The organism is Pseudomonas sp. PA-4-8C (assembly GCF_021606625.1).
GTDB lineage: Bacteria > Pseudomonadota > Gammaproteobacteria > Pseudomonadales > Pseudomonadaceae > Aquipseudomonas > Aquipseudomonas lactis.
On record NZ_WKCD01000071.1, the window covers coordinates 1 to 22,371 of the forward strand.

The 22,371-nt window shown below is 60.6% G+C and carries 21 protein-coding genes; 9 read left to right on the forward strand and 12 right to left on the reverse strand.

Features of this window, described 5'->3' with window-relative positions:
* The 4 genes from GIW04_RS13565 to GIW04_RS13580 form a co-directional block, all read right to left on the reverse strand.
* Positions 1–374: lytic transglycosylase domain-containing protein (locus GIW04_RS13565; RefSeq protein ID WP_236479007.1), on the reverse strand; the 374-nt coding region annotated here is incomplete at its 3' end.
* Positions 361–750 (reverse strand): winged helix-turn-helix domain-containing protein, encoded by a 390-nt coding sequence (locus GIW04_RS13570; protein WP_044275094.1) that lies wholly within the window; start codon positions 748–750, stop codon positions 361–363. The genes GIW04_RS13565 and GIW04_RS13570, both read right to left, overlap by 14 nt.
* A 166-nt stretch (positions 751–916) precedes the next feature.
* Positions 917–1,132, reverse strand: a complete 216-nt coding sequence (locus GIW04_RS13575) for a FliM/FliN family flagellar motor switch protein (protein ID WP_003193267.1) — start codon at positions 1,130–1,132, stop codon at positions 917–919.
* Between the two features lie 15 nt (positions 1,133–1,147).
* Entirely contained in the window at positions 1,148–1,879 is a 732-nt protein-coding gene (locus GIW04_RS13580) for a secretin N-terminal domain-containing protein (RefSeq protein WP_003193269.1), read from the reverse strand.
* A gap of 246 nt (positions 1,880–2,125) precedes the next feature.
* On the opposite strand from GIW04_RS13580, the gene GIW04_RS13585 reads away from it, so the two are divergent.
* The 8 genes from GIW04_RS13585 (at position 2,126) to cobA (ending at position 13,403) form a co-directional block, all read left to right on the forward strand.
* The gene (locus GIW04_RS13585; RefSeq protein WP_120248450.1) at positions 2,126–3,325 is read left to right on the forward strand and encodes a CmpA/NrtA family ABC transporter substrate-binding protein; all 1,200 of its coding nucleotides are present in this window, start codon (positions 2,126–2,128) and stop codon (positions 3,323–3,325) included.
* 13 nt (positions 3,326–3,338) lie between these two features.
* Positions 3,339–3,914: an ANTAR domain-containing response regulator gene (locus tag GIW04_RS13590; protein ID WP_003193274.1), complete on the forward strand. Its 576-nt coding sequence runs from the start codon at positions 3,339–3,341 to the stop codon at positions 3,912–3,914.
* A gap of 147 nt (positions 3,915–4,061) precedes the next feature.
* Positions 4,062–5,273: a nitrate/nitrite transporter gene (locus tag GIW04_RS13595; RefSeq protein WP_003193275.1), complete on the forward strand. Its 1,212-nt coding sequence runs from the start codon at positions 4,062–4,064 to the stop codon at positions 5,271–5,273.
* The gene (locus GIW04_RS13600; protein ID WP_120248451.1) at positions 5,273–6,940 is read left to right on the forward strand and encodes a bifunctional protein-serine/threonine kinase/phosphatase; all 1,668 of its coding nucleotides are present in this window, start codon (positions 5,273–5,275) and stop codon (positions 6,938–6,940) included. The genes GIW04_RS13595 and GIW04_RS13600 overlap by 1 nt, the downstream gene beginning before the upstream one ends.
* A 233-nt stretch (positions 6,941–7,173) precedes the next feature.
* On the forward strand, positions 7,174–9,627 hold the full coding sequence (gene nirB / locus GIW04_RS13605) for a nitrite reductase large subunit NirB (RefSeq protein ID WP_120248452.1): 2,454 nt from the start codon (positions 7,174–7,176) through the stop codon (positions 9,625–9,627).
* On the forward strand, positions 9,624–9,941 hold the full coding sequence (gene nirD, locus GIW04_RS13610) for a nitrite reductase small subunit NirD (RefSeq protein WP_003193279.1): 318 nt from the start codon (positions 9,624–9,626) through the stop codon (positions 9,939–9,941). The genes nirB and nirD overlap by 4 nt, the downstream gene beginning before the upstream one ends.
* Positions 9,941–12,649 carry a nitrate reductase gene (locus GIW04_RS13615; protein ID WP_198757914.1) on the forward strand — a complete coding sequence of 903 codons (2,709 nt, stop codon included), beginning with the start codon at positions 9,941–9,943 and terminating at the stop codon, positions 12,647–12,649. Before nirD ends, GIW04_RS13615 begins: the two co-directional genes overlap by 1 nt.
* Before the next feature lie 10 nt (positions 12,650–12,659).
* The gene (gene cobA / locus GIW04_RS13620) at positions 12,660–13,403 is read left to right on the forward strand and encodes a uroporphyrinogen-III C-methyltransferase (protein WP_003193282.1); all 744 of its coding nucleotides are present in this window, start codon (positions 12,660–12,662) and stop codon (positions 13,401–13,403) included.
* Positions 13,404–13,463: 60 nt separating this feature from the next.
* On the opposite strand, the gene GIW04_RS13625 is transcribed toward cobA, so the two are convergent.
* The 8 genes from GIW04_RS13625 to ppsA all read right to left on the reverse strand — a co-directional run bounded on the left by GIW04_RS13625 (position 13,464) and on the right by ppsA (position 21,602).
* Complete coding sequence (locus GIW04_RS13625) at positions 13,464–14,444, reverse strand: OmpA family protein (protein WP_003193285.1); 981 nt, start codon at positions 14,442–14,444, stop codon at positions 13,464–13,466.
* Positions 14,445–14,551: 107 nt separating this feature from the next.
* Positions 14,552–15,142, reverse strand: a complete 591-nt coding sequence (gene sigX / locus GIW04_RS13630) for an RNA polymerase sigma factor SigX (protein WP_003193286.1) — start codon at positions 15,140–15,142, stop codon at positions 14,552–14,554.
* Between the two features lie 87 nt (positions 15,143–15,229).
* The gene (locus tag GIW04_RS13635; RefSeq protein ID WP_003193288.1) at positions 15,230–16,054 is read right to left on the reverse strand and encodes a mechanosensitive ion channel family protein; all 825 of its coding nucleotides are present in this window, start codon (positions 16,052–16,054) and stop codon (positions 15,230–15,232) included.
* A 2-nt stretch (positions 16,055–16,056) separates the two neighbouring features.
* Positions 16,057–16,302 carry a hypothetical protein gene (locus GIW04_RS13640; protein WP_003193290.1) on the reverse strand — a complete coding sequence of 82 codons (246 nt, stop codon included), beginning with the start codon at positions 16,300–16,302 and terminating at the stop codon, positions 16,057–16,059.
* Positions 16,303–16,388: 86 nt separating this feature from the next.
* Positions 16,389–17,384: a zinc transporter ZntB gene (locus GIW04_RS13645; RefSeq protein ID WP_014719487.1), complete on the reverse strand. Its 996-nt coding sequence runs from the start codon at positions 17,382–17,384 to the stop codon at positions 16,389–16,391.
* A 25-nt stretch (positions 17,385–17,409) separates the two neighbouring features.
* Positions 17,410–17,901, reverse strand: coding sequence for a ribonuclease E activity regulator RraA (gene rraA, locus GIW04_RS13650; RefSeq protein ID WP_003193293.1), 492 nt, complete (start codon positions 17,899–17,901; stop codon positions 17,410–17,412).
* 229 nt (positions 17,902–18,130) lie between these two features.
* Positions 18,131–19,120, reverse strand: a complete 990-nt coding sequence (locus GIW04_RS13655) for an alpha/beta fold hydrolase (RefSeq protein WP_003193294.1) — start codon at positions 19,118–19,120, stop codon at positions 18,131–18,133.
* Positions 19,121–19,226: 106 nt separating this feature from the next.
* The gene (gene ppsA, locus GIW04_RS13660) at positions 19,227–21,602 is read right to left on the reverse strand and encodes a phosphoenolpyruvate synthase (protein ID WP_236479008.1); all 2,376 of its coding nucleotides are present in this window, start codon (positions 21,600–21,602) and stop codon (positions 19,227–19,229) included.
* Between the two features lie 178 nt (positions 21,603–21,780).
* Between ppsA and GIW04_RS13665 the strand changes: the two genes are divergently transcribed.
* A partial coding sequence (locus tag GIW04_RS13665; RefSeq protein WP_236479010.1) for a kinase/pyrophosphorylase occupies positions 21,781–22,371 on the forward strand: 591 nt, incomplete at its 3' end.

Sequence of the window (22,371 nt, forward strand, 5' to 3'; positions counted from 1 at the left end):
CCCACGTTGTAAGCCCCCACCGCCGTCCAGTTGTAGCCAAAACGCTGGATGAACTCGGCAAGAATCGAGGCGCCTACTTCCACCGACAGGCAAGGCTCGCTCAACAGCCGTTCTTCGGTAATGCCCTGCTTGAGCAAGCGCGGCAAGTGGATGCTGTTGATTTGCATCAAGCCGATATCCCGCGTGCCATTGCGGTTGGTGTAGTTCATCGCTTGCGCCCGGTAACCCGATTCGACCAAGGCGATAGCTTGCAGCAACTCCGGCTCAAGGTCGTAGCGGCTGGCCGCCTCTTCCCAGCAAAAGGCCCAGGCCTGGCTGCTGCCCATCAATACCCCGAGCACCAGGCCTTTGCCCCATGCCTTAACCCTGGACATTGCTGGCCTGACCACAGACGGCGCACACGTGTGCCACTGCCCTGGGTTGATCACCTGTGCGCACCGGGCAGGTAAAGCGATAGCCCTTGCCATAAATCGTCTTGATAAAGCCTTTGTCGGCCCTCAAGTGCTTGCGCAGGGAATAAATACACCGCGTGAGTGACTCTTCGGCCACTTCGCCCCGAGGCCAGGCCAGTTCCAGCAAACGGTCCTTGGTCATCAGCGCGCCACCGGAGGCCAGCAGCAACCGCAGCACGTGCCCCTCCTTGGGAGGCAACTGAATATCCGCCTCCACGCCCGTCAACCGGCCGTCGCCATGCAAGGTCCAACGCGCGAAAACCAGGGACGTCGTCGTTTCATCCGTCACGACGGCCATACGCACCTCTGTAGTCGACTACTGACATTAAAATCCTTATTGTGTGACCAGCTCATCTGCCATTGGCACGACTATAAAAAACCGGCTCGAAGACCCGCGTTAGGAAAAAACCCATTCATTCGCCTTTTTTTGGCCACTGCCGGTCAGACAATTCGCTAACGCACCCTTACCGCGGCAACCACTCCTGAAACGTCTCCTGCAATTCAACCCCTAGCCGATCCTCCAACTGCACCAACTCTCCCACTGCCATCAGTTGTCCATTGACCCGCACCTCCACGCAGCGGGTGACGCCTGGGTCCAAGGGCAGCACCTTCCCCGGTGCGAATGCGGCCAAACGCTTGCGGCTGATCAGTTGCTCCTGCAGCAATATTTCCAGGTGCATGGACAAACGCCTTTTTCAGGGGGAAAACTCAGGGTCCGCTCCCAGGAACGCACGTCGCACACGCTCGTGTTGCGCGGCGCTCAACTGAGGTGGGCCGATCCAGGGCAGTACGTCGCCATCTACGCCAGCCTGCCCTGGCGAGGCCTCATCCAGCGGCTGGGCGACATCCAGCTCGGCCACCAGTTTTTCAATAACCTTCACTTGGGCGGGTGGGCCCTTGATCAACAGACTGTTGGTATCTGGATAGGCCATCAACACAAGGCGGCCATCGGCCAGTTGGTCCTTCTGCGCCTGGGATAGCCGAGCTTCGAGCATGGAGGCCATGCCCGGTACCTGGACCTTGTTGGCTCCAGCGCCCTGCAGGTGATCGTCCACGAGGACATTGATCACTTTCACCACGCCGAATACCGGGGCGCGCTCTGGCACCTTGCGAGGGGGTCGGTCCATCCGTTGGGCGAGATGCAACACCTGGTCGACATAACTGGAAGGGCCGGTTACATAGAACGTACGCTTGCCGTGTTCACGCAGTGGGTAACGCGGCTCATCCAGCCCCGCACGGCGCATGATGCCGCGCAGCCTACTGACGGAAATATGCCGCAGTACCACCGCCGAGCTTCTCGTGTCGTCGGCAGCGTAGAGCTGCAACACCTCGCCACAGGCCGTACGACTGCCCAGCAACAGCACGGCGCACAGCAGCGCGCTGTACAGCCAGCGGCAATTGAGGGTTGCGAGTAAATCAGCGTGCACCGTGGGTATGCCTGGTGGTCTGGCCTGAAGAAGCGGCCATACTGCGAGGCGCACGAGGATCAATCATGATGGAAAGTTGACGGCCAACTGCGACGTCCTGCCCATGGCATGTGCCTTGCTTTGCACTCTGGATCAGGCTCGCACCAACGGCGGCACGGGCCTACGGACAAAGGCGTCGTTCCCCTGCAATGGCCTATACGCCAACCAGGGAAACGGCGCTTTTTTTTCAGAAAAAGGCAGGTATTGATGAACGATCCACTGGCTTGGGTAAACGGCAGCGATGCCCCGGAAAAGAGCAGCCTGGACCTTGGGTTCATGGCCCTGACCGATTGCGCCTCGCTGGTGGTCGCCGCCACCCAGGGCTTCGCCCAACCCTACGGTCTCACACTCAACCTCAAGCGCCAGGCGTCCTGGGCCAACCTGCGCGACAAGCTGGTCACCGGTGAATTGGACGCCGCCCACAGTCTCTACGGGCTGATCTATGCCGTACACCTGGGCATCGGCGGCGTCGCCCCCAGCCCCATGGCGGTGCTGATGGGGCTGAACCAGAATGGCCAGGGCATCAACCTCTCCCATGGCCTGCAACAGCAAGGGGTGATCACTCCTGAAGCATTGAAACGCCACGTGCACCAAAGCCGGACAAAACTCACCTTCGCCCAGACGTTTCCCACCGGCACCCACGCCATGTGGTTGTATTACTGGCTGGCGAGCCAAGGCATTCATCCCTTGCAGGATGTGAACAGCGTAGTAGTGCCGCCGCCACAAATGGTGGCGCACCTGCAAGCCGGACGCATCGATGGCCTTTGCGTGGGTGAACCCTGGTGCGCCAGCGCAGTGCAACAGAACCAGGGCTTCACCCTGGCGACCAGCCAGGCGATCTGGCCGGACCACCCGGAAAAAGTCCTGGGCTGCACCCAAGCCTTCGTTGACGCGTACCCCAATACCGCACGCGTGCTGGTCATGGCGATCCTTGAGGCCAGCCGGTTTATCGAGCAGAGCCGTGAAAACCGCCGCTCTACCGCCCAGTTGCTCAGTGCCCCTGAATACCTCGATGCGCCTGTGGCTTGCATCGAACCACGCCTGCTGGGGCACTATGACGACGGCCTGGGCAACCAGTGGCAGGATCCCCATGCGCTGCGCTTTTTCGCCGACGGCGAGGTGAACCTGCCCTACCTCAGCGATGGCATGTGGTTCATGACCCAGTTCCGGCGCTGGGGCTTGCTGCGTGAAGACCCGGACTACCTGGGCGTCGCCCGGCAGGTGCAGCAACTGGCGCTGTACCGCCAGGCGGCTGAGGCGCTGGGCATTGCCGAAGGCAACTCGGACATGCGCCGTAGCCAGTTGCTCGACGGCAAGACCTGGGACGGCAGCGACCCCGCCGGCTATGCGCGCAGCTTCCACCTCCACGCCTTGGCCGATAACGCCAACCGCCAAGCGCTGCGCTGACAGGAGCCCGACGATGCTGCGAATCCTGTTGATCAACGACACCCCGCGCAAGGTCGGGCGCCTCAAGGCCGCATTGACCGAGGCCGGCTTTGAGGTGATCGATGAGTCCGGCTTGACCATCGACCTGCCCGCACGCGTCGAAACAGTGCGCCCGGATGTGATCCTGATCGATACCGAGTCACCCGGGCGCGATGTGATGGAGCAAGTGGTGCTGGTCAGCCGCGATCAGCCCCGGCCCATCGTGATGTTTACCGATGAGCACGACCCTAATGTGATGCGCCAGGCCATCAAGTCCGGCGTCAGTGCCTATATCGTCGAAGGCATTCAGGCCCAGCGCCTGCAACCGATCCTCGATGTGGCCATGGCGCGCTTCGAAAGTGACCAGGCCCTGCGCGCCCAGCTTCATGCCCGCGACCAGCAACTGGCCGAACGCAAGCGCATCGAATTGGCCAAGGGCCTGTTGATGAAGATGAAGAGCTGTAACGAAGAAGAGGCCTACACCCTGATGCGCCGCCAGGCCATGAGCCGTCAACAGAAACTGATCCAGGTGGCAGAGCAGATTATTGCCATGAGCGAGTTGCTCGGCTGATGTGGCTCAGCTCTTGCTAAAGAATTATCACAGGTAGCCAACGGCGGTTGCCCCCTCCACGACAAAGACGTCGCCCACCCGGTTTGCCCTCGCGAACCCGGTGGCGGCGTTTTTTCGTTTCTAGACCCCCAACCGTTGAGGTGCGTGATGAAATCAAGCTTCTGGAAATCCGGGCACACCCCGACCCTGTTTGCCGCGTTCCTGTATTTCGACCTGAGCTTCATGGTCTGGTACCTGTTGGGCCCCCTGGCGGTGCAGATTGCCGCTGACTTGCACCTGACCACCCAACAACGTGGCCTGGTGGTGGCCACACCGATCCTGGCGGGCGCGGTGCTGCGTTTCTTGATGGGGATGCTGGCCGACAAGCTGTCGCCCAAGACCGCCGGGCTGATTGGCCAGGTGATTGTGATCGTGGCACTGTTCTGCGCCTGGAAACTGGGGATCCACAGCTACGAACAAGCGTTGCTGCTGGGCATGTTCCTGGGCATGGCCGGCGCGTCCTTTGCGGTCGCCCTGCCCTTGGCGTCCCAATGGTACCCGGCGGAGCACCAGGGCAAAGCCATGGGCATCGCCGGCGCCGGCAACTCCGGTACCGTGTTTGCCGCGCTGCTGGCGCCCGTGCTGGCGGCCGCATTTGGTTGGAGCAATGTGTTCGGCTTTGCGCTGATCCCACTGGTGCTGACCCTGATCGTGTTCGCCTGGCTTGCGCGCAATGCCCCTCAGCGGCCAAAAGCCAAAGCCATGGCCGACTACTTCAAGGCCCTGGGCGACCGTGACAGCTGGTGGTTCATGTTCTTCTACAGCGTGACCTTCGGCGGGTTTATCGGCCTGGCCAGCGCCCTGCCCGGCTACTTCAACGACCAGTACGGCCTGAGCCCGGTGACCGCCGGCTACTACACCGCCGCCTGTGTGTTCGGCGGCAGCCTGATGCGCCCCTTGGGCGGCGCCTTGGCAGACCGGTTCGGCGGGATCAAGACTCTGCTCGGCATGTACAGCGTGGCGGTGATCTGCATTGCGGCAGTGGGGTTCAACCTGCCCAGTTCCTACGCGGCGTTGGCGCTTTTCGTCTGCACCATGCTCGGCCTGGGCGCCGGGAATGGCGCGGTATTCCAACTGGTGCCGCAGCGTTTTCGCAGTGAGATCGGCGTCATGACCGGCCTGATCGGCATGGCCGGTGGCATCGGCGGCTTCGCCCTCGCGGCGGGCATGGGCGCTATCAAGCAGAGCACCGGCAGCTATCAACTGGCCCTGTGGTTGTTCGCCAGCCTCGGTGTGCTGGCCTGGTTCGGCCTGCATGGGGTGAAACGGCGCTGGAGAACCACCTGGGGCTCGGCCGCCGTGACCGCCGCCCGCGTCTGATGAGCTTACGACTGAGCGTCGCCCAGGCCAGTGCCATCGGTCCGCGCAGCGAAAACCAGGACGCGCTGCGGGTGGTCACACCGATGGCGGAACTGGCCGCGAGCAAAGGCTACCTGTGCGCACTGGCCGATGGCGTCAGCCAGTGCGCCGACGGTGGCCTGGCCGCACGCTCGACCTTGCAGGCCCTGGCCCTGGACTACTACGCCACGCCACAGACCTGGGGCGTGGCCCAGGCGCTGGAGCGTCTGTTACTGGCGCAGAATCGCTGGTTGCAAGCCAACGGCGGCGGGCAACCGTTGCTCACCACCCTGAGCGCCCTGGTGTTTCGCGGCCAACGTTTCACCCTGGCCCATGTCGGTGATTGCCGGGCGTATCGTTGGCTTGACGGCGAGTTGCAACGCATCAGCGAAGACCATGTGTGGGAACAGCCGGGGATGCAGCATGTGCTCAAGCGCGCCCTCGGCCTGGATCAGCACCTGGTGCTGGACTTCCTCGATGGTCCATTGCGCGAGGGCGAAAGTTTCCTGCTGCTCAGCGATGGGGTGTGGGCCACGCTGGGCGATCACAGCATCGGCGCGATACTGCGCGAACAAAGCGACCTCGATCTGGCCGTCAACACACTGGTCAACGCCGCCCACCTGGCGGGTAGCCAAGACAACGCCAGCGCCTTGCTGGTGCGCATCGATCAACTCGGCGCCGCCACCCTCGGCGACGCCCTGGTGCAGTTGCAGCAATGGCCACTGCCGCCACCGCTGAAAGTCGGGCAAACCTTTGAAGGCTGGGAGGTGCAAAGCGTGCTGGCGCAGAGTCGGCAGTCGTTGTTGTACCGCGTGCACGACGCCCAGGAGCAACCCTGGCTGCTCAAGACCTTGCCGTTACGTTGCGAGGATACCGATGCGGCCCAGGCCTTGTTATCAGAAGAGTGGTTTCTGCGCCGGGTCGCCGGCCGTGCTTTTCCCGAAGTGCATGCCGCCAGTAGCCGTCAGCATTTGTACTACGTGATGCGCGAATACGCCGGGCAAACCCTGGCCCAACTGTTCCAACAACAGGGCCCGCTGCCGTTGGCACAATGGCAGTCGATTGCCGAACGCTTGCTGCGCGCCGTGGGCCTGCTGCATCGCCGGCAGATCCTGCACCGCGACATCAAGCCGGAAAACCTGCTGCTGGGAGAAGATGGCGAACTGCGGGTGCTGGACTTCGGCCTGGCCTATTGCCCTGGGCTCTCCGAGGACCGTGCCCACCTGCTGCCCGGTACCCCGAGCTTTATCGCGCCCGAGGCGTTCGCTGGCGAGCAGCCTACGGCGCAACAGGATTTGTATAGCGTCGGCGTGACCTTGTATTACCTGCTGACCGGGCATTACCCCTACGGTGAAATCGAGGCCTTCCAACGGCCCAGATTTAACCAGCCCGTCAGCGCCAGCCGTTATCGCCCCGACTTGCCGGAGTGGTTACCACACAGCCTGGAACGGGCGGTGACCGCTGCCCCGGCCCAACGTTATGAAACCGCCGAAGAATGGCTGTTGGTGCTGGAGCAGGCCGACCGCCGCGAATTGAGCCTACGCCCACGGCCCTTGCTCGAACGCGAACCCTTGAAGGTCTGGCAAACCCTGGTGGTGGCTTCAATGCTGCTCAATCTGGTGCTGTTGTACTGGCTGCTGCACCACTAACGGGCAGAATCCGCCGGTTCTGCGTGTAAACGCCCAGTAAAACTGGGGCTATAGGGACTTGGCACAGCTGCTGCATTAGCTTTGCCAACACCCCACATATAGCCGCTCCTTCAACGACGAAGGGCCGAGCTTCCCGAGAGAACGGGACCAGGACAAAGGCGTCCTCGCTAGCTGACTAGCGGGGACGCCTTTTTTGTTTGCGCACGATTTGTCGAGCCATTGCGGAGAACGACATGAAAAAACTCAAACTGGTGATGATCGGCAACGGCATGGCCGGGGTTCGCACCCTGGAAGAACTGCTCAAGCTGAGCAACGAGCTGTACGACATCACTGTGTTCGGCGCCGAGCCTCACACCAACTACAACCGCATCCTGCTGTCGCCAGTACTGGCCGGTGAGCAAACCTTCGAAGAGATCGTGCTCAACGACCTGGATTGGTACCTGAACAACAACGTCAAGCTGCTGCTCAACCGCAAGGTGGTGCAGATCGACCGGGTCAAACGCAAAGTCATCGCCGAAGACGGCACCGAGGCCGAGTATGATCGCCTGCTGATCGCCACCGGTTCCACGCCGTTTATCCTGCCGATTCCCGGCAATACCCTGCAGGGCGTAATTGGCTACCGCGACATCGCCGACACCCAAGCGATGATCGACACCGCCAAGACTCACAAGCATGCAGTGGTGATCGGCGGCGGCCTGCTCGGCCTGGAAGCGGCCAACGGCCTGATGCTGCGCGGCATGCACGTGACGGTGGTGCACATCGGTGAATGGCTGCTGGAGCGGCAACTGGACAAGACCAGCGGCCAGCTACTGCAAACCGAACTGGAAAGTCGCGGCCTGGTGTTCCGCCTGTGCGAGCAGACCCAGGCCCTGAACGATGCCGGCAATGGCCGCGTCGGCTCGGTGCAGTTCAAAAATGGCGACATCATCCCCGCCGACCTGGTGGTGATGGCTGCCGGCATCCGCCCCAACACCGAACTCGCGGAAAAGTCCGGCATTCCCTGCAACCGTGGGATCCTGGTCAACGACACCATGCAAACCTACGACCCGCGCATCTACGCCATCGGTGAATGCGCCAGCCATCGCGGCATCGCCTATGGCTTGGTGGCGCCGTTGTTCGAACAGGCCAAGGTCTGCGCCAACCACCTGGCCCAACTGGGGTTTGCCACTTACAAGGGCTCGGTGACCTCGACAAAACTTAAAGTCACCGGCATCGACCTGTTCTCCGCTGGCGACTTCATGGGCGGCGAAGGCACCGAGACCATCACCCTCTCCGACCCGATTGGTGGCGTGTACAAAAAGCTGGTGATCAAGGACGACATCCTGGTCGGCGCCTGCCTGTACGGCGATACCGCCGATGGCGGCTGGTATTTCCGCCAGATCCGTGAGAATCACGCCATCGGTGAAATCCGCGATCACCTGATGTTCGGTGAAAATGCACTCGGCGATGTCGGCCACCAAGGTCAGGACAAAGCCATGAGCATGGCCGACAGCGCCGAAGTCTGCGGCTGCAACGGCGTGTGCAAGGGCACCATCGTCAAGGCGATCCAGGAACAAGGGTTGTTCAGTGTCGATGAGGTGAAAAAACACACCAAGGCCGCCAGTTCCTGCGGTTCCTGTGCCGGGCTGGTTGAGCAGATCCTGATCAACACCGTGGGCGGCGCCGCCGACGTAAAACCCAAAAGTGAAAAAGCCATCTGCGGCTGCAGCGACCTCAACCACGGGCAGATCCGCCAGGCCATTCGCGAGCAGCACCTGCTGACCATCGACAGCACCATGCGCTACTTGAACTGGCGCACCCCCAATGGCTGCGCCACCTGCCGCCCGGCGCTCAACTATTACCTGATCTCCACCTGGCCCGGCGAAGCCAAGGACGACCCGCAATCACGGCTGATCAACGAACGGGCCCACGCCAATATTCAAAAAGACGGCACCTACTCCGTGGTGCCACGGATGTGGGGCGGCGTTACCAACCCTTCGGAGCTGCGCCGCATCGCCGATGTGGCCGACAAGTACAACGTGCCGATGGTCAAGGTCACCGGCGGCCAGCGCATCGACTTGCTCGGTATCAAGAAGCAGGACTTGCCAGGGGTGTGGAAAGACCTGGATATGCCGTCCGGGCATGCCTACGGCAAGTCCATCCGCACCGTCAAAACCTGTGTGGGCAGCGAGTTCTGCCGCTTCGGCACGCAGAACTCCACACAACTGGGCATCGAGCTGGAGCATGACCTGTTCAATATGTGGTCGCCCCATAAGGTCAAGTTGGCGGTCTCCGGTTGCCCACGCAACTGCTCGGAAGCGGGCATCAAGGATGTGGGCATTATCGGCGTCGACTCGGGCTGGGAGATGTACATCGGCGGCAACGGCGGGATCAAGACTGAAGTCGCGGAGTTCTTCGTCAAGGTGAAAACCGCCGAAGAAGTGCGCGAATACAACGGCGCGTTCCTGCAGTTGTACCGCGAAGAAGCCTTCTACCTGGAGCGCACCGTGCACTACCTGCAGCGGGTGGGCATGGAGCATATCAAGAAGGCCGTATTGGAAGACCCGGCGCGCCGCCAGGCCCTGAATGAGCGTTTGCAGTTCTCGTTGTCATTCGAGCAGGACCCGTGGAAGGAACGCCTGGAACAGCCGCTGCTGAAAAAGGAATTCGACGTGATCCCTGTCAAACACCTGGAGGTCTCGCTATGAACTGGCTGGATATCTGCGCCCTCGACGAAATCAACGCCTTGGGCTCGCGCATCATCAGCGGGCCCAAAGGTGACATTGCGATTTTTCGCACCAGTGACGATGAAGTCTTTGCCCTCGACGACCGCTGCCCGCACAAGGGCGGGCCGCTATCCCAAGGCTTGATCTACGGCAAGCGGGTGGCCTGCCCGCTGCACAACTGGCAGATCGACCTTGAGTCCGGCCAAGCCCAGGCCCCGGATATCGGCTGTGCCCACCATCATCAGGCCCGGGTCGAAAACGGCCGGGTGATGCTGGCCCTGCGGGACGCGGGTTGATGAACCGTCAGACCACCGCGTCCACCTGCTGTTATTGCGGGGTGGGCTGCGGCGTGCTGATCGAGCATGACGGCGAACAGATCCTGGGGGTGCAAGGCGACCCCAGCCATCCGGCCAACTTCGGCAAGTTGTGCAGCAAAGGCGCGAGCCTGCACCTGACCGGCGACTTGAGCGCCCGTGCGCTTTACCCGCAATTGCGCTTGGGCAAAGCACTGGCACGCACTCGCACCAACTGGGACACCGCCCTGGAGCACGCGGCCAACGTGTTCGCCGATACCATTGCCGAACACGGGCCCGACAGTGTGGCGTTCTATATCTCCGGGCAACTGCTGACCGAGGACTACTACAGCTTCAACAAGTTGGCGCGGGCGTTGGTGGGCACTAACAATATCGACAGCAATTCTAGGCTGTGCATGTCTTCGGCGGTGGTCGGCTACAAGCGCAGCCTGGGCGCCGATGCACCGCCGTGCAGTTATGAAGACCTGGAAAACAGCGACTGCGTGATGATCGTCGGCAGCAATATGGCCTACGCCCACCCGGTATTGTTCCGACGCCTGGAGCAAGCCAAGGCGCAGCGCCCGCAGATGAAAGTGCTGGTGATTGACCCTCGCCGTACCGACACCTGCGACTTGGCCGACCTGCACCTGGCGATCTTGCCGGGCACGGATGTGGCGTTGTTCCACGGGATTTTGCATCTGTTGCTGTGGGAAGACTGGGTCGACCGCGCGTTTATCCAGGCCCACACCGACGGCCTGGCCGAACTCAAGCGCCTGGTGCATGACTACACGCCGCAGATGGTCACGCAGCTGTGCGGCATCAGTGTCGAACAGTTGCGCCTGTGCGCGCAGTGGGTCGGCACCTCCAGCAGCTTTTTGTCGCTGTGGTGCATGGGGCTTAACCAATCCACCGCTGGCAGCGCCAAAAACAGTGCACTGATCAACCTGCATTTAGCCACGGGGACCATTGGCCGGCCGGGCTGCGGGCCGTTTTCCCTGACCGGCCAACCGAACGCAATGGGTGGGCGCGAAACCGGCAGCCTGTCCAACTTGCTGCCGGGCCACCGCGACGCGGCCAACCCTGAACACCGCGCTGAAGTGGCGGCCTATTGGGGCGTGGAACAACTGCCCGCGAACACCGGCCTTACCGCCATCGAACTGTTTGAACAGGTGCAGGCTGGCAAGATCAAGGCGTTGTGGATCGCCTGTACCAACCCAGCCCAATCGCTGCCCGACCAGAACGCAGTGCGCGCCGCCTTGGCCGCTTGCCCGTTCGTGGTGTTGCAGGAAGCGTTTCGTACCACCGAAACCGCCGCCTATGCCGACCTGCTACTGCCCGCCGCCAGTTGGGGTGAAAAAGACGGCACGGTGACCAACTCCGAGCGGCGTATTTCCCACGTGCGCCGCGCCATCAACCCACCGGGTGAAGCACGCGCGGATTGGGCGATCACGGTGGATTTCGCCCAGCGCCTGGAGCGCCGTCTGCGTCCGGGGTTGCCGAGCCTGTTCGCCTTTGAACAAGCGGCGCAGCTGTTTGATGAATTCAAGCCACTGACCCAAGGCCGTGACCTGGATATGTCCGGCATCAGCCATGCCCTGCTCGACCGGATCGGCCCGCAGCAGTGGCCCTTTCCAGAGGGTGCCCAGGCGGGTACTTCGCGCCTGTACACCGACGGCATTTTCCCTACTGACACTGGGCGGGCGCGCTTTGTCGCCGAGCCTTATCGCGCCGCTAAAGAACAACGCGATGCGCGATTCCCGTTGACCCTGATCACCGGCCGCCTGCGTGATCAATGGCACGGCATGAGCCGCACCGGCACCGCCGCCCAGTTGTTCGGGCACGTCAGTGAGGCGCTGTTGAGCCTGCATCCGGATGAGCTGCGCCGCCACCGCTTCAAAGAGGGTGACCTGGTCAGCCTGAAAAGCCGTCGCGGCAGTGTGATCGTCGCCGTTTGCAGCGATGACAGCGTGCGCCCCGGCCAAGCGTTTCTGCCCATGCACTGGGGCGACCGCTTTCTCAAGGGCGGCGTTAATACCCTCACTCAACCGGCGTTCGACCCTTTGTCCAAGCAGCCGGAGCTCAAGCACAGCGGCGTGCGCCTGGAAGCAGTGCAACTGCCATGGCAGCTGTTTGCGCTGATCGAAGGCGATGTGCAGCAGCACTTCGAAGCGTTGCGCCCACTGTGTGAAACCTTTGCCTACGTCAGCCTGAGCCTGGCTGGCCGTGAACGCCCCGCGCTGCTGGTGCGCGCCGCGCATACCGAGGCGCCCGACCTGCAACTGTTGACCCGCATCGACCACCTGCTGGGCCTCAACGACGGCCCGGTAATGGCCTATGACGACCCGCGCCGCTCAATCGGCAAGCGCGTGAAAATCGAGAAAGGCCGCATTACCGCCCTGCGCCTGGCCGGCGAAACCCTGGCCCGTCACTGGCTGCAAAGCCTGTGGCTGGAAGGCCGGGCCGACGAGCAACTGCGGCGCTGGTTACTGGCGCCCTTGAGCGCGCCACCGGGCGGTACCACGGCCAGCAACAAGATTGTGTGCAACTGCAAGAACGTCAGCGAAAACGCCGTGTGTGCCGGTATCGGCAGCGGCCTGGACCTGGATGGCCTCAAACAGGCACTGGGCTGCGGCACCCAATGCGGCTCCTGCGTGCCGGAAATCAAACGTCTTTTGGCCAGCAACCCGCAGCCAATCGCCATCAATGTGTAAGGGGAACAACATGAGCGCAAAAGTATGGCTGGTAGGCGCAGGGCCGGGTGATCCGGAGTTGCTGACCCTCAAGGCGGTCCGGGCTCTGCAGGCAGCGCACGTTGTGCTGATTGATGACTTGGTCAACCCGGCAGTACTGGAACACTGCGCCAGCGCCCGGGTGATTACCGTCGGCAAGCGCGGCGGCTGCCGCTCTACCCCGCAGGAGTTTATTCACCGCCTGATGCTGCGTTATGCACGCCAGGGCAAGTGCGTGGTACGCCTTAAAGGCGGTGACCCATGTATTTTTGGCCGCGGTGGCGAGGAGGCAACCTGGCTGCGCGAGCGTGGAGTCGAGGTGGAATTGGTCAATGGCATCACCTCAGGGCTGGCCGGGGCGACCCAGTGCGATATCCCGTTGACCTTGCGTGGCGTAAGCCGTGGAGTGACCTTGGTCACCGCGCATACCCAGGATGACAGCAGCTTGAACTGGCGTGCGCTGGCGGAGGGAGGCACCACGCTGGTGGTGTATATGGGCGTGGCCAAGCTGGACGAAATCCGCGAACAGCTGCTCAACGGCGGCATGGCTGCGGATATGCCGGTGGCAATGATCGAAAACGCTTCATTGCCCCAACAACGCGAATGCCGCAGCTCGCTTGCGGCCATGCATGAAGCTGCAACAGCCTTTGCACTCAAAAGCCCGGCCATCCTGGTGATTGGCCAGGTTGCCGGCGCCGCACAGATGGCTAGCATCGCCGCTGCGGCAAGCGCCTGAGGCAAATCGCAGGCGAAAAAAAGCCCGGCCTGAGCCGGGCTTTTCTTTACTACTCAGTAATTACTGAGCGGTAGCTTCAACCGACGCTTCTACGCGACGGTTAACAGCGCGACCAGCTTCAGTTGCGTTGTCAGCAACTGGGCGGGATTCGCCGTAACCTACAGCAGTTACACGGCTAGGAGCAACGCCGTCTTTAACCAGGACTTGCTTAACAGCGTCAGCACGACGCTGGGACAGCTTCTGGTTGTAAGCGTCTGGACCTACGGAGTCAGTGTGACCAGCAACTTCTACGTTGGTAGCTGGGTACTGAGCCATGAAGTCGGCCAGGTTTTTAACGTCGCCGTAGCTGTTAGGCTTAACAACGGCCTTGTCGAAGTCGAACTTAACGTCCAGCTCAACACGAACAACCTGAGCAACCGGAGCTTCTGGCTCTGGAACTGGCTCTGGAGCTGGTGCTGGGGTAGGAGCTGGAGCTGCTGCGCCAGCGTTACCGCCGAAGTTCACGCCCAGGCCGACCAGTGCGGAGTAGTCCCACTTGCCGTTGTCCAGACCGTAGTCAGCTTCAACACCAGCACGAGCGTACAGGTTGTTGGTGAAGTAGTACTTCACGCCGGTACCGATGGTAGCGAAAGTGGTCTGATCGCGACCGGTGTGGCCGTCAGCGCGCACGTTGCCACGGCTCTGGTGGCCGAAACCGCCTTCAACGTATGGACGCAGGCTATCAACGCCAGCCTGACCGAAGTGGTACTGAGCAACGAGGCTGCCAGTGTCACCTTTGATCTTCTGGTTGCCAGTGCCGTCGTTCGAACGGGTGTGGTTGGTCTTGTCGTACGACAGATTCAACGACAGATCGTCGGTCAGGAAGTAACCAATGCGAGCGCCTGGGTTGAAGCCGTCTTCGATGTGCTTAACGCTATCGTTGTACTGCTTCTTGTAGAACAGCTCGCCTTCAACTGCGCCTTGGCCTTGTGCCAGAACGCCGAAAGAAGTAGCGGCAATAAGAGAACCAATGGCCAAGCCCAAGGTGTTTTTCAGTTTCATCCGTTAAATCCCCATCTGGTGATTGTAAAGCAGTCCCACAAACCGGGGGACAACTCGGCGACAAGTCTAACAGAACTTGCCTACACGTAAGAGATATTTGCTACGCACTAAGTTTCAGTCTCGCCCGCAAATTTCTCACGTAATTTATCAAGAGCACGCTTGTACCGCATTTTTGTAGCACTCAAACCCATATGCATGATGTCAGCGATTTCCTGAAATTCCAGCTCTGCGACAAATCGAAGCACCAGAATTTCGCGGTCAATCGGGTTCACATGCACCAACCAGCGATCAAGTCCGCCCTTTTCCTCGGGTGCCGGCGCCTTCTCTTCAGACGCCTCCTCAAGGGGGTCCAGACTCAAAGCGTCCATCAGGCGACGCTTTCGCCGTTCCTTCCGATACTGCGTGATGCACTCGTTGTACGTGATGCTGTACAGCCAGGTCTTGAACTTCGATTTGCCCTCGAAGTTCTTCAGGCCGTATAGCACCTTGAGCATCACTTCCTGACAGACATCATCCGCGTCTCTATCGTTCCCCAAATACCTTGAACAAACGTTGAACAGAGTGCGTTGATACCTGCGCATCAATTCTTCGTACGCGCGTGTTACGTGAAACAGCTCCGTGTGCGAGCGCGCGACCAACTCCTCATCAGAGAGCTCACGGGGGTCATAGCGCGTGGACAGCGTTTGGGCTTTATTCAAAACAAGTCGTGCCGACAGTCAGGTCAATGTCCGCTGCAACCCGGTCACCCGGGTTTGCGGCGGCGTACATTAGCAGGATTTGCCGGATTAGCGGCTACTGACCTGCTGCTCCAGGAGAATCCGGTTAGACAGCGACACCAGTTCCCCGTCATCGGTCAGCACGGTCGTCTTGACTGTGCCGATCTCCTCGATTTGCCCTTCGACCTCGCCCACACGCACCTGTTGCCCAACTTGATACAGCTCACGCACATAGATTCCCGCAAGAATCTGACCGGCAATTTCCCGGCTTCCCAACCCCATGGCCAGCGCAACTGCCAGACCAACGGTAATCAAAACAATCACAATCACGTGGTTGAGCAGGTCAGTTTTGACCTCCAACTGGCTGATCGCGACAGAAATACTGATGATGATCACCAGCCCCTGGGCGATTCGCCCCAGGCCCGCCGCGTAGTCCAAGCCCACGCCTTCGGCGGCCCCGCGCACCAGCCCGTTGGCCAATTGCGCGAGTAAAACCCCCACCAGCAGCACCAGCGCGCCGCCGAACACTTTCGGCAAATACAGTGCCAGCATGTCGAGCGTAGCTGAAACTCGCTCAAGTCCAAGGGACTGCGCCGCAGAAACCAGAAAAATAAGTAGAACGAACCAATAGACGATCTTGCCGATCAGGGTCGAAATCGGTACTTGCAACCCCGCGCGGCCAAGCAATTTGGTCAGGCCAGTGCCGGCCATCAGGCGGTCGAGGCCCAGTTTGGCGAGCAATTTGGACAGCAGGGTATCGAGCAGCTTGGCGACGACAAAACCCAGCAATACCAGGACCAGGGCACCAAACAGGTTGGGAATGAAATTCGCCACCTTGGTCCACAATGCGGTCATCGCGGTGACCAGGCTCTGGGTCCAGAGATCAAGTTCCATATTCAATCAGCCTTATCAGCAGTGCTAGCAAGAGGTTTACGACGGGAAACCGGTGACACATGGGCCGAACCGTTGTTCAGGGCCATCATCAATGCCGGCACCCAACGCCCGAGCAGACCGAACAGGTCACCCGCCCCTACCTGACGGTTGGCGGTTTTCAGTACGCGGCCCAGGCAAGCATCGTCATCACGGTTGGATGGCGAAGCATTGAGCATGTCACGCAAAGACTGTTCGAACGGATCGTGCATAGAGACCTCTCGCAAGTGATTTAAAAGACGAGGGTAAAATTCATCGGGTCACATCGGCCCTTTCTTACGTTCAGGTCATATTCAGGTCAAACCCAGCGCAATCGTCGAAATAACCACCATTGCCCCAATGCCACAGACACCATCAACAGGCACGCAATCATGAATCCATAAGGACTGGCAGAGAACGGAATGCCGCCCACATTTATACCGAGCAGACCGGTGAGAAAACTCATCGGCAAGAAGATCCCGGTGATGATCCCGAAGCGGTACATGGTGCGGTTCATGCGCAGGCTCAAACGCCGGTCTTCGGCCTCAAGCACAAGCCCCACGCGCTCTCTGGCCAATTCCAGCTCTTCCAGGTAACGGGTCAGACTGTTGTGCAATTCATTCCAATAGTCGGCATCGTCGTCGCAGAACCACGCCAATTTGATTCGCGTGAGCTGGGCAAAAATATCCCGCTGGGGGGCCAGGAAGCGCTTGAGTCCGGCGGCTCTTCGACGGATCTGCAGAACGCTGCCATGCTCCGGGGTATACCGTTCGTCGGCATCGAGTTTTTCTTCCTCGGAATCGACGATTTCAGACAAGCCAGCGACCAGATCCTGCACTTTATTGGTCAGGTACTGAGCCATATAAAGGATGAGCTCGGATGCCGTCTTGGGGCCTTTACCGTCTGCCAGTTGCACCAGCAACTCATCGGTGGCGCGCAAGGGGCGCAAACGCAACGAGATCACTCGGTTGGCAGCGGCGAAGATGCGCACCGACACCATGTCTTCGGGCTCGGCGCCTGGGTTGAGATTGATCCCGCGCAGGAACAGCAGCAATTCGGCGTCCGGCAGCGGCAACAGGCGTGGGCGAGTGTTCTCCTCCAGCAGCAGGTCACAGGCAAACTCGCTCAGGCCGCTGGATTTGCGCAGCCAGGTCTGGGTTTGAGGATGGCTGCGATCCCAGTGCAGCCACAGGCTTTCCTGGGGCTGCAACTGCAAATCGTCGAGCTCAGTCCGGGCAATCGAACGCGCACCGCCTTTACCGTCCAGCACCAGGGCATGCACCAGCCCCCATTGCGCGTTTTCTTCTTCGAACATCCTCACCCCGATCGGTTGCGGCAGTTTATTCAGGCATTTTCAGCGGGCTGGGTGACACGATCACCCCGTTGTTGTCGGCGTAAATGTACTCACCGGGGCGGAACGTCACGCCCCCGAATGTCACCGCCACGTTCAGGTCGCCAAGGCCGCGCTTGTCGGTTTTTTTCGGATGCGAGGCCAGGGCCTGCACGCCCAGGTCGGTCTGGGCAATGACGTCGACGTCACGGATACACCCGTAGATGACCAGCCCTTCCCAACCGTTTTTCGCGGCTTTCTCGGCAATCATGTCACCCAGCAGCGCGCAGCGCAGGGAACCGCCACCGTCGACCACCAGCACTTTACCAGCGCCCGGCAGATCGGCTTGCGCCTTGACCAGGGAGTTATCCTCGAAGCATTTGAGGGTGACTATCTCGCCGCCAAAGGAGTCTCGGCCACCGAAGTTGCTGAACATCGGCTCCACTACCTGCACCAGCTCCGGGTAGGCGTCACACAGGTCGGGGGTCACGTAATGGTTCATCGAGAAACTCCTGTCATCAAAGAAGAGGTCGAACATCCACGGTGTACATCAAGAAAACGCCTCGCGACAGGCATTCTTTAAGTGCCTGCTCGTTGGCGGCGGCCATGATCAAACCCCGATCAGCGCAACGCAATACACGTTGCGCGACTGAATATGACCAGAAGCGCCTGGCGCGTCATATCTTAGCCGCAACCCTTCAAGAGTGAAACGCCCCTGGCAGAGCGTTTCGTCAAACCGTTGCAGCCACCTCGGGCTGCGTGCCGAATAAAGGTGTCAGCGGGTCGTTCAACCAACGCTCGACCAAAGGCCACACTTGGGCCTGGGCGGCTTTGCTGACCAGCATCTGCACATGGCCGAAATCCTCGCTGAAACCTTGCTGACGCCCCAGGCACAGGTACTGGCGATGCTCGCTGCCCACTTGCTCGAAGAGCTTGCGGCAGGCCCAGTCCGGGTCTTGTCGGTCGCCCGCTGCGCTCACCGCCAACAGCGGCACATCGACCTGCGCCAAGCCTTTCCACCAGTCATGCTCGGCATCGCCAAACCGGCCGAACAGGCCGTTCCAACGCATCGCTTCGATCATCACGCCAGCCGGTTCGTCCTCGGGCCCACGCTTGAAGCGCGGGCCGGACAGGTGGCCAAGGCGCTTGAGAATAAAGCGCCCACCCCACTGCACCGGTGGGATTTTCAACGGCCAATGGGTACGACTGACCTGGCAGCCGAACAACGCCACCGATGCCACCGCAGATGCATCCAAGTGCTGCCCGCCCAAGGCCGCAGCCAAGGTGGTGGCGCCGAGGGAATGCCCGAGCCAGTGCGGAACCTGCCCGCTTTGCTCAGACACAAACGCCCCCACAGCCGGCAAATCGTAGCGTGCGTAATCGGCGACATGGTTTCTGGCGTAGTCGTGATTGCGCTTGGACAAGCCATGGCCGCGCATTTCCGGGATCCACACATCAAATCCGCGACGCGCCAGGTATGCCCCCAGGCCGATGCCCTTGGGCGAGTACCAGAAGCGCCGGTTGGAAAAGCTGCCATGCAATAAAATAATCGGCGTGCCCCGGTTTTCCGGGACATCGGCCAGGCCCAAACGGGTCACCGCCAACTCGACGGTGCCGTCCGGGCTGTTACCGGGTTTGAGCCGATAGACATCTTCACTCAGGTCGCCACGACGTTCAGCGCTGATCAGGGCGACAGGAAATAGATTGCTGCTGCTTTGCATAATGCTCTTGCACAAAAAAGGGCGGCGTCCGCAAGGATTCCCGCCCTGTACAGATAAGAATGCCGGTCACCCGCAACGAGTGACCGGCACTTTTGACCAGGCGATCTTAGGCGGACGCTTGGCCTTCAGCCAGGAAGAACCAGGTTTCCAGTACGGAATCGGGGTTCAGCGAGACGCTCTCGATCCCCTGCTCCATCAGCCATTTGGCCAGGTCAGGGTGGTCCGAAGGGCCCTGGCCGCAGATACCGATGTACTTGCCAGCCTTATTACAGGCCTGGATGGCGTTGGCCAACAGCTTCTTGACCGCCGGGTTACGCTCGTCGAACAGGTGGGCGATGATCCCCGAGTCGCGGTCCAGGCCCAGGGTCAACTGGGTCAGGTCGTTGGAGCCGATGGAGAAACCGTCGAAGAACTCCAGGAACTCTTCAGCCAGGATGGCGTTGGACGGCAATTCGCACATCATGATCACGCGCAGGCCGTTCTCGCCACGGGTCAGGCCGTTTTCGGCCAGCAGGTCCACCACTTGGCTCGCTTCGCCCAGGGTGCGCACGAACGGCACCATGATCTCGACGTTGGTCAGGCCCATCTCGTTGCGCACGCGCTTGAGCGCACGGCATTCGAGCTCGAAGCAGTCACGGAAGGCTTCGCTGATGTAACGCGAGGCGCCGCGGAAGCCCAGCATCGGGTTTTCTTCCTCTGGCTCGTAGAGCTTGCCGCCGATCAGGTTCGCGTATTCATTGGACTTGAAGTCCGACAGGCGCACGATGACCTTTTTCGGGTAGAACGCCGCAGCCAGGGTGCTGATGCCTTCAACCAGTTTCTCGACGTAGAAACCTACCGGGTCGTTGTAGCCGGCGATGCGCTTGTCGACGCTTTCCTTGATGTCCAGTGGCAGGCCGTCATAGTTCAGCAGTGCCTTGGGGTGCACGCCGATCATGCGGTTGATGATGAATTCCAGGCGGGCCAGGCCCACACCGGCATTCGGCAATTGCGCGAAATCGAAGGCGCGGTCCGGGTTGCCGACGTTCATCATGATCTTGAACGGCAAGTCGGGCATGGCGTCGATGGAGTTTTGCTTGATATCGAAGCCCAGCTCACCTTCGAAGATAAAGCCGGTATCGCCTTCGGCGCAGGACACGGTCACGCCCTGGCCATCCTTGAGCAGTTGGGTGCCGTTGCCGCAACCCACGACGGCCGGAATCCCCAGTTCACGAGCGATGATCGCCGCGTGGCAGGTACGCCCGCCACGGTTGGTGACAATGGCACTGGCGCGCTTCATCACCGGTTCCCAGTCCGGGTCGGTCATGTCGGAAACCAGTACGTCACCCGGCTGGACCTTGTCCATCTCGGACACGTCCTTGATGATCCGCACCTTGCCTGCGCCAATGCGCTGGCCAATGGCACGGCCTTCCACCAGCACGGTGCCGGTTTCCTTGAGCAGGTAGCGTTCCATGACGTTGGCCGAGGTGCGGCTCTTCACGGTTTCCGGGCGCGCCTGCACGATGTACAGCTTGCCGTCGTCACCGTCCTTGGCCCACTCGATGTCCATCGGGCACTTGTAGTGCTTTTCGATGATCATCGCTTGTTTGGCCAACTCGCTGACTTCAGCGTCGGTGAGGCAGAAACGCGCGCGCTCGGCCTTGTCGACGTCAACGGTTTTAACCGAGCGACCGGCCTTGGCCTCGTCGCCGTAGATCATCTTGATGGCCTTGCTGCCCAAGTTACGGCGCAGGATGGCCGGGCGGCCCGCTTCGAGGGTGCCCTTGTGTACGTAGAATTCGTCGGGGTTGACCGCGCCCTGTACGACGGTTTCGCCCAGGCCGTAGGCGCCGGTGATAAACACCACGTCACGGAAACCGGATTCGGTATCGAGGGTGAACATCACGCCGGCCGTGCCGGTTTCCGAACGTACCATGCGCTGCACGCCGGCAGACAGGGCCACCAGCTTGTGGTCGAAACCCTGGTGTACGCGGTAGGAAATCGCACGGTCGTTAAAGAGGGAGGCAAACACTTCCTTGGCCGCGCGGATCACGTTTTCGACGCCGCGAATGTTGAGGAAGGTTTCCTGCTGGCCGGCAAAGGAGGCGTCCGGCAAGTCTTCGGCGGTAGCAGAGGAACGCACGGCAACGGCCATGTCCGGGTTACCGGCGGACAGGGTGGCAAAGGCGGTGCGAATTTCTTCGTTGAGCTTCTCGGGGAACTCGGCTTCCATGATCCACTGGCGGATCTGGGCGCCGGTCTTGGCCAGGGCGTTGACGTCATCGACGTCCAGGGCGTCCAGCGCGGCGTGGATCTGGGCGTTGAGGCCGCTCAGCTCGAGGAAGTCGCGGTAAGCCTGGGCCGTGGTGGCGAAACCACCGGGCACCGAGACACCAGCGCCTGCAAGATTACTGATCATCTCGCCGAGGGATGCGTTCTTGCCCCCCACATGCTCTACATCATGGACGCCGAGCTTATCGAGGGAAACTACGTACTCTACCAAGGTGATCTCTCCACTTTCTGTGTTGGAAAAGCTCAGGACGCGGGTTGCTCAGTAGGAGCTAACGCCAGCGCTTGTGGCCTGGACCTGGAAAATAAGTGAGAATGCGGCCCACTGCGGGACGGCAAAATCGCGCCTATCATATCCAAGATTCGCCATCAGCTTAAGGCCCAGGGCTCAAATGAAACGATCTGCTTTCTTTATTTCCGACGGCACCGGCATTACAGCCGAAACATTGGGTCAGAGCCTGCTCGCGCAGTTCGAAAACATTACCTTTGCCAAATTCACCCGGCCTTATATAGACAGCGTGGATAAAGCGCGGGCCATGGTACAACAAATCAATCTGGCGGCTGAAAAAGACGGTTTTCGCCCGATCATTTTCGACACCATCGTCAATCAAGACATTCGTGAGATTCTCGCAACGTCGAATGGTTTCATGATCGACATTTTCTCTACCTTCCTGGCGCCGCTGGAACAGGAGTTGAGTGAACATTCGTCCTATTCCGTCGGAAAGTCCCACTCCATCGGGCATAACTCCAACTATATGGAGCGTATCGAGGCGGTGAACTTCGCCCTCGACAACGACGACGGCGCCCGCACCCACTACTACGACAAGGCCGACCTGATCCTGGTGGGCGTATCGCGTTGCGGCAAGACCCCGACCTGCCTGTACATGGCCATGCAGTTCGGTATTCGTGCGGCCAACTACCCGCTGACCGAAGATGACATGGAACACCTGACCCTGCCCGCCGCTTTGCGCGCGCATTCACAC

Bases quoted from the DNA above. Each gene is read 5' to 3' on its own strand.
- GIW04_RS13595 (WP_003193275.1), top strand. From the start codon at position 4,062: ATGAAATCAAGCTTCTGGAAATCCGGGCACACCCCGACCCTGTTTGCC.
- GIW04_RS13645 (WP_014719487.1), bottom strand. From the start codon at position 17,384: ATGTTCGAAGAAGAAAACGCGCAATGGGGGCTGGTGCATGCCCTGGTG.
- nirD (WP_003193279.1), top strand. From the start codon at position 9,624: ATGAACTGGCTGGATATCTGCGCCCTCGACGAAATCAACGCCTTGGGC.
- GIW04_RS13635 (WP_003193288.1), bottom strand. From the start codon at position 16,054: ATGGAACTTGATCTCTGGACCCAGAGCCTGGTCACCGCGATGACCGCA.
- GIW04_RS13615 (WP_198757914.1), top strand. From the start codon at position 9,941: ATGAACCGTCAGACCACCGCGTCCACCTGCTGTTATTGCGGGGTGGGC.
- GIW04_RS13600 (WP_120248451.1), top strand. From the start codon at position 5,273: ATGAGCTTACGACTGAGCGTCGCCCAGGCCAGTGCCATCGGTCCGCGC.
- nirB (WP_120248452.1), top strand. From the start codon at position 7,174: ATGAAAAAACTCAAACTGGTGATGATCGGCAACGGCATGGCCGGGGTT.
- GIW04_RS13575 (WP_003193267.1), bottom strand. From the start codon at position 1,132: ATGCACCTGGAAATATTGCTGCAGGAGCAACTGATCAGCCGCAAGCGT.
- GIW04_RS13655 (WP_003193294.1), bottom strand. From the start codon at position 19,120: ATGCAAAGCAGCAGCAATCTATTTCCTGTCGCCCTGATCAGCGCTGAA.
- GIW04_RS13585 (WP_120248450.1), top strand. From the start codon at position 2,126: ATGAACGATCCACTGGCTTGGGTAAACGGCAGCGATGCCCCGGAAAAG.
- GIW04_RS13640 (WP_003193290.1), bottom strand. From the start codon at position 16,302: ATGCACGATCCGTTCGAACAGTCTTTGCGTGACATGCTCAATGCTTCG.
- cobA (WP_003193282.1), top strand. From the start codon at position 12,660: ATGAGCGCAAAAGTATGGCTGGTAGGCGCAGGGCCGGGTGATCCGGAG.
- GIW04_RS13590 (WP_003193274.1), top strand. From the start codon at position 3,339: ATGCTGCGAATCCTGTTGATCAACGACACCCCGCGCAAGGTCGGGCGC.
- GIW04_RS13570 (WP_044275094.1), bottom strand. From the start codon at position 750: ATGGCCGTCGTGACGGATGAAACGACGACGTCCCTGGTTTTCGCGCGT.
- GIW04_RS13625 (WP_003193285.1), bottom strand. From the start codon at position 14,444: ATGAAACTGAAAAACACCTTGGGCTTGGCCATTGGTTCTCTTATTGCC.
- rraA (WP_003193293.1), bottom strand. From the start codon at position 17,901: ATGAACCATTACGTGACCCCCGACCTGTGTGACGCCTACCCGGAGCTG.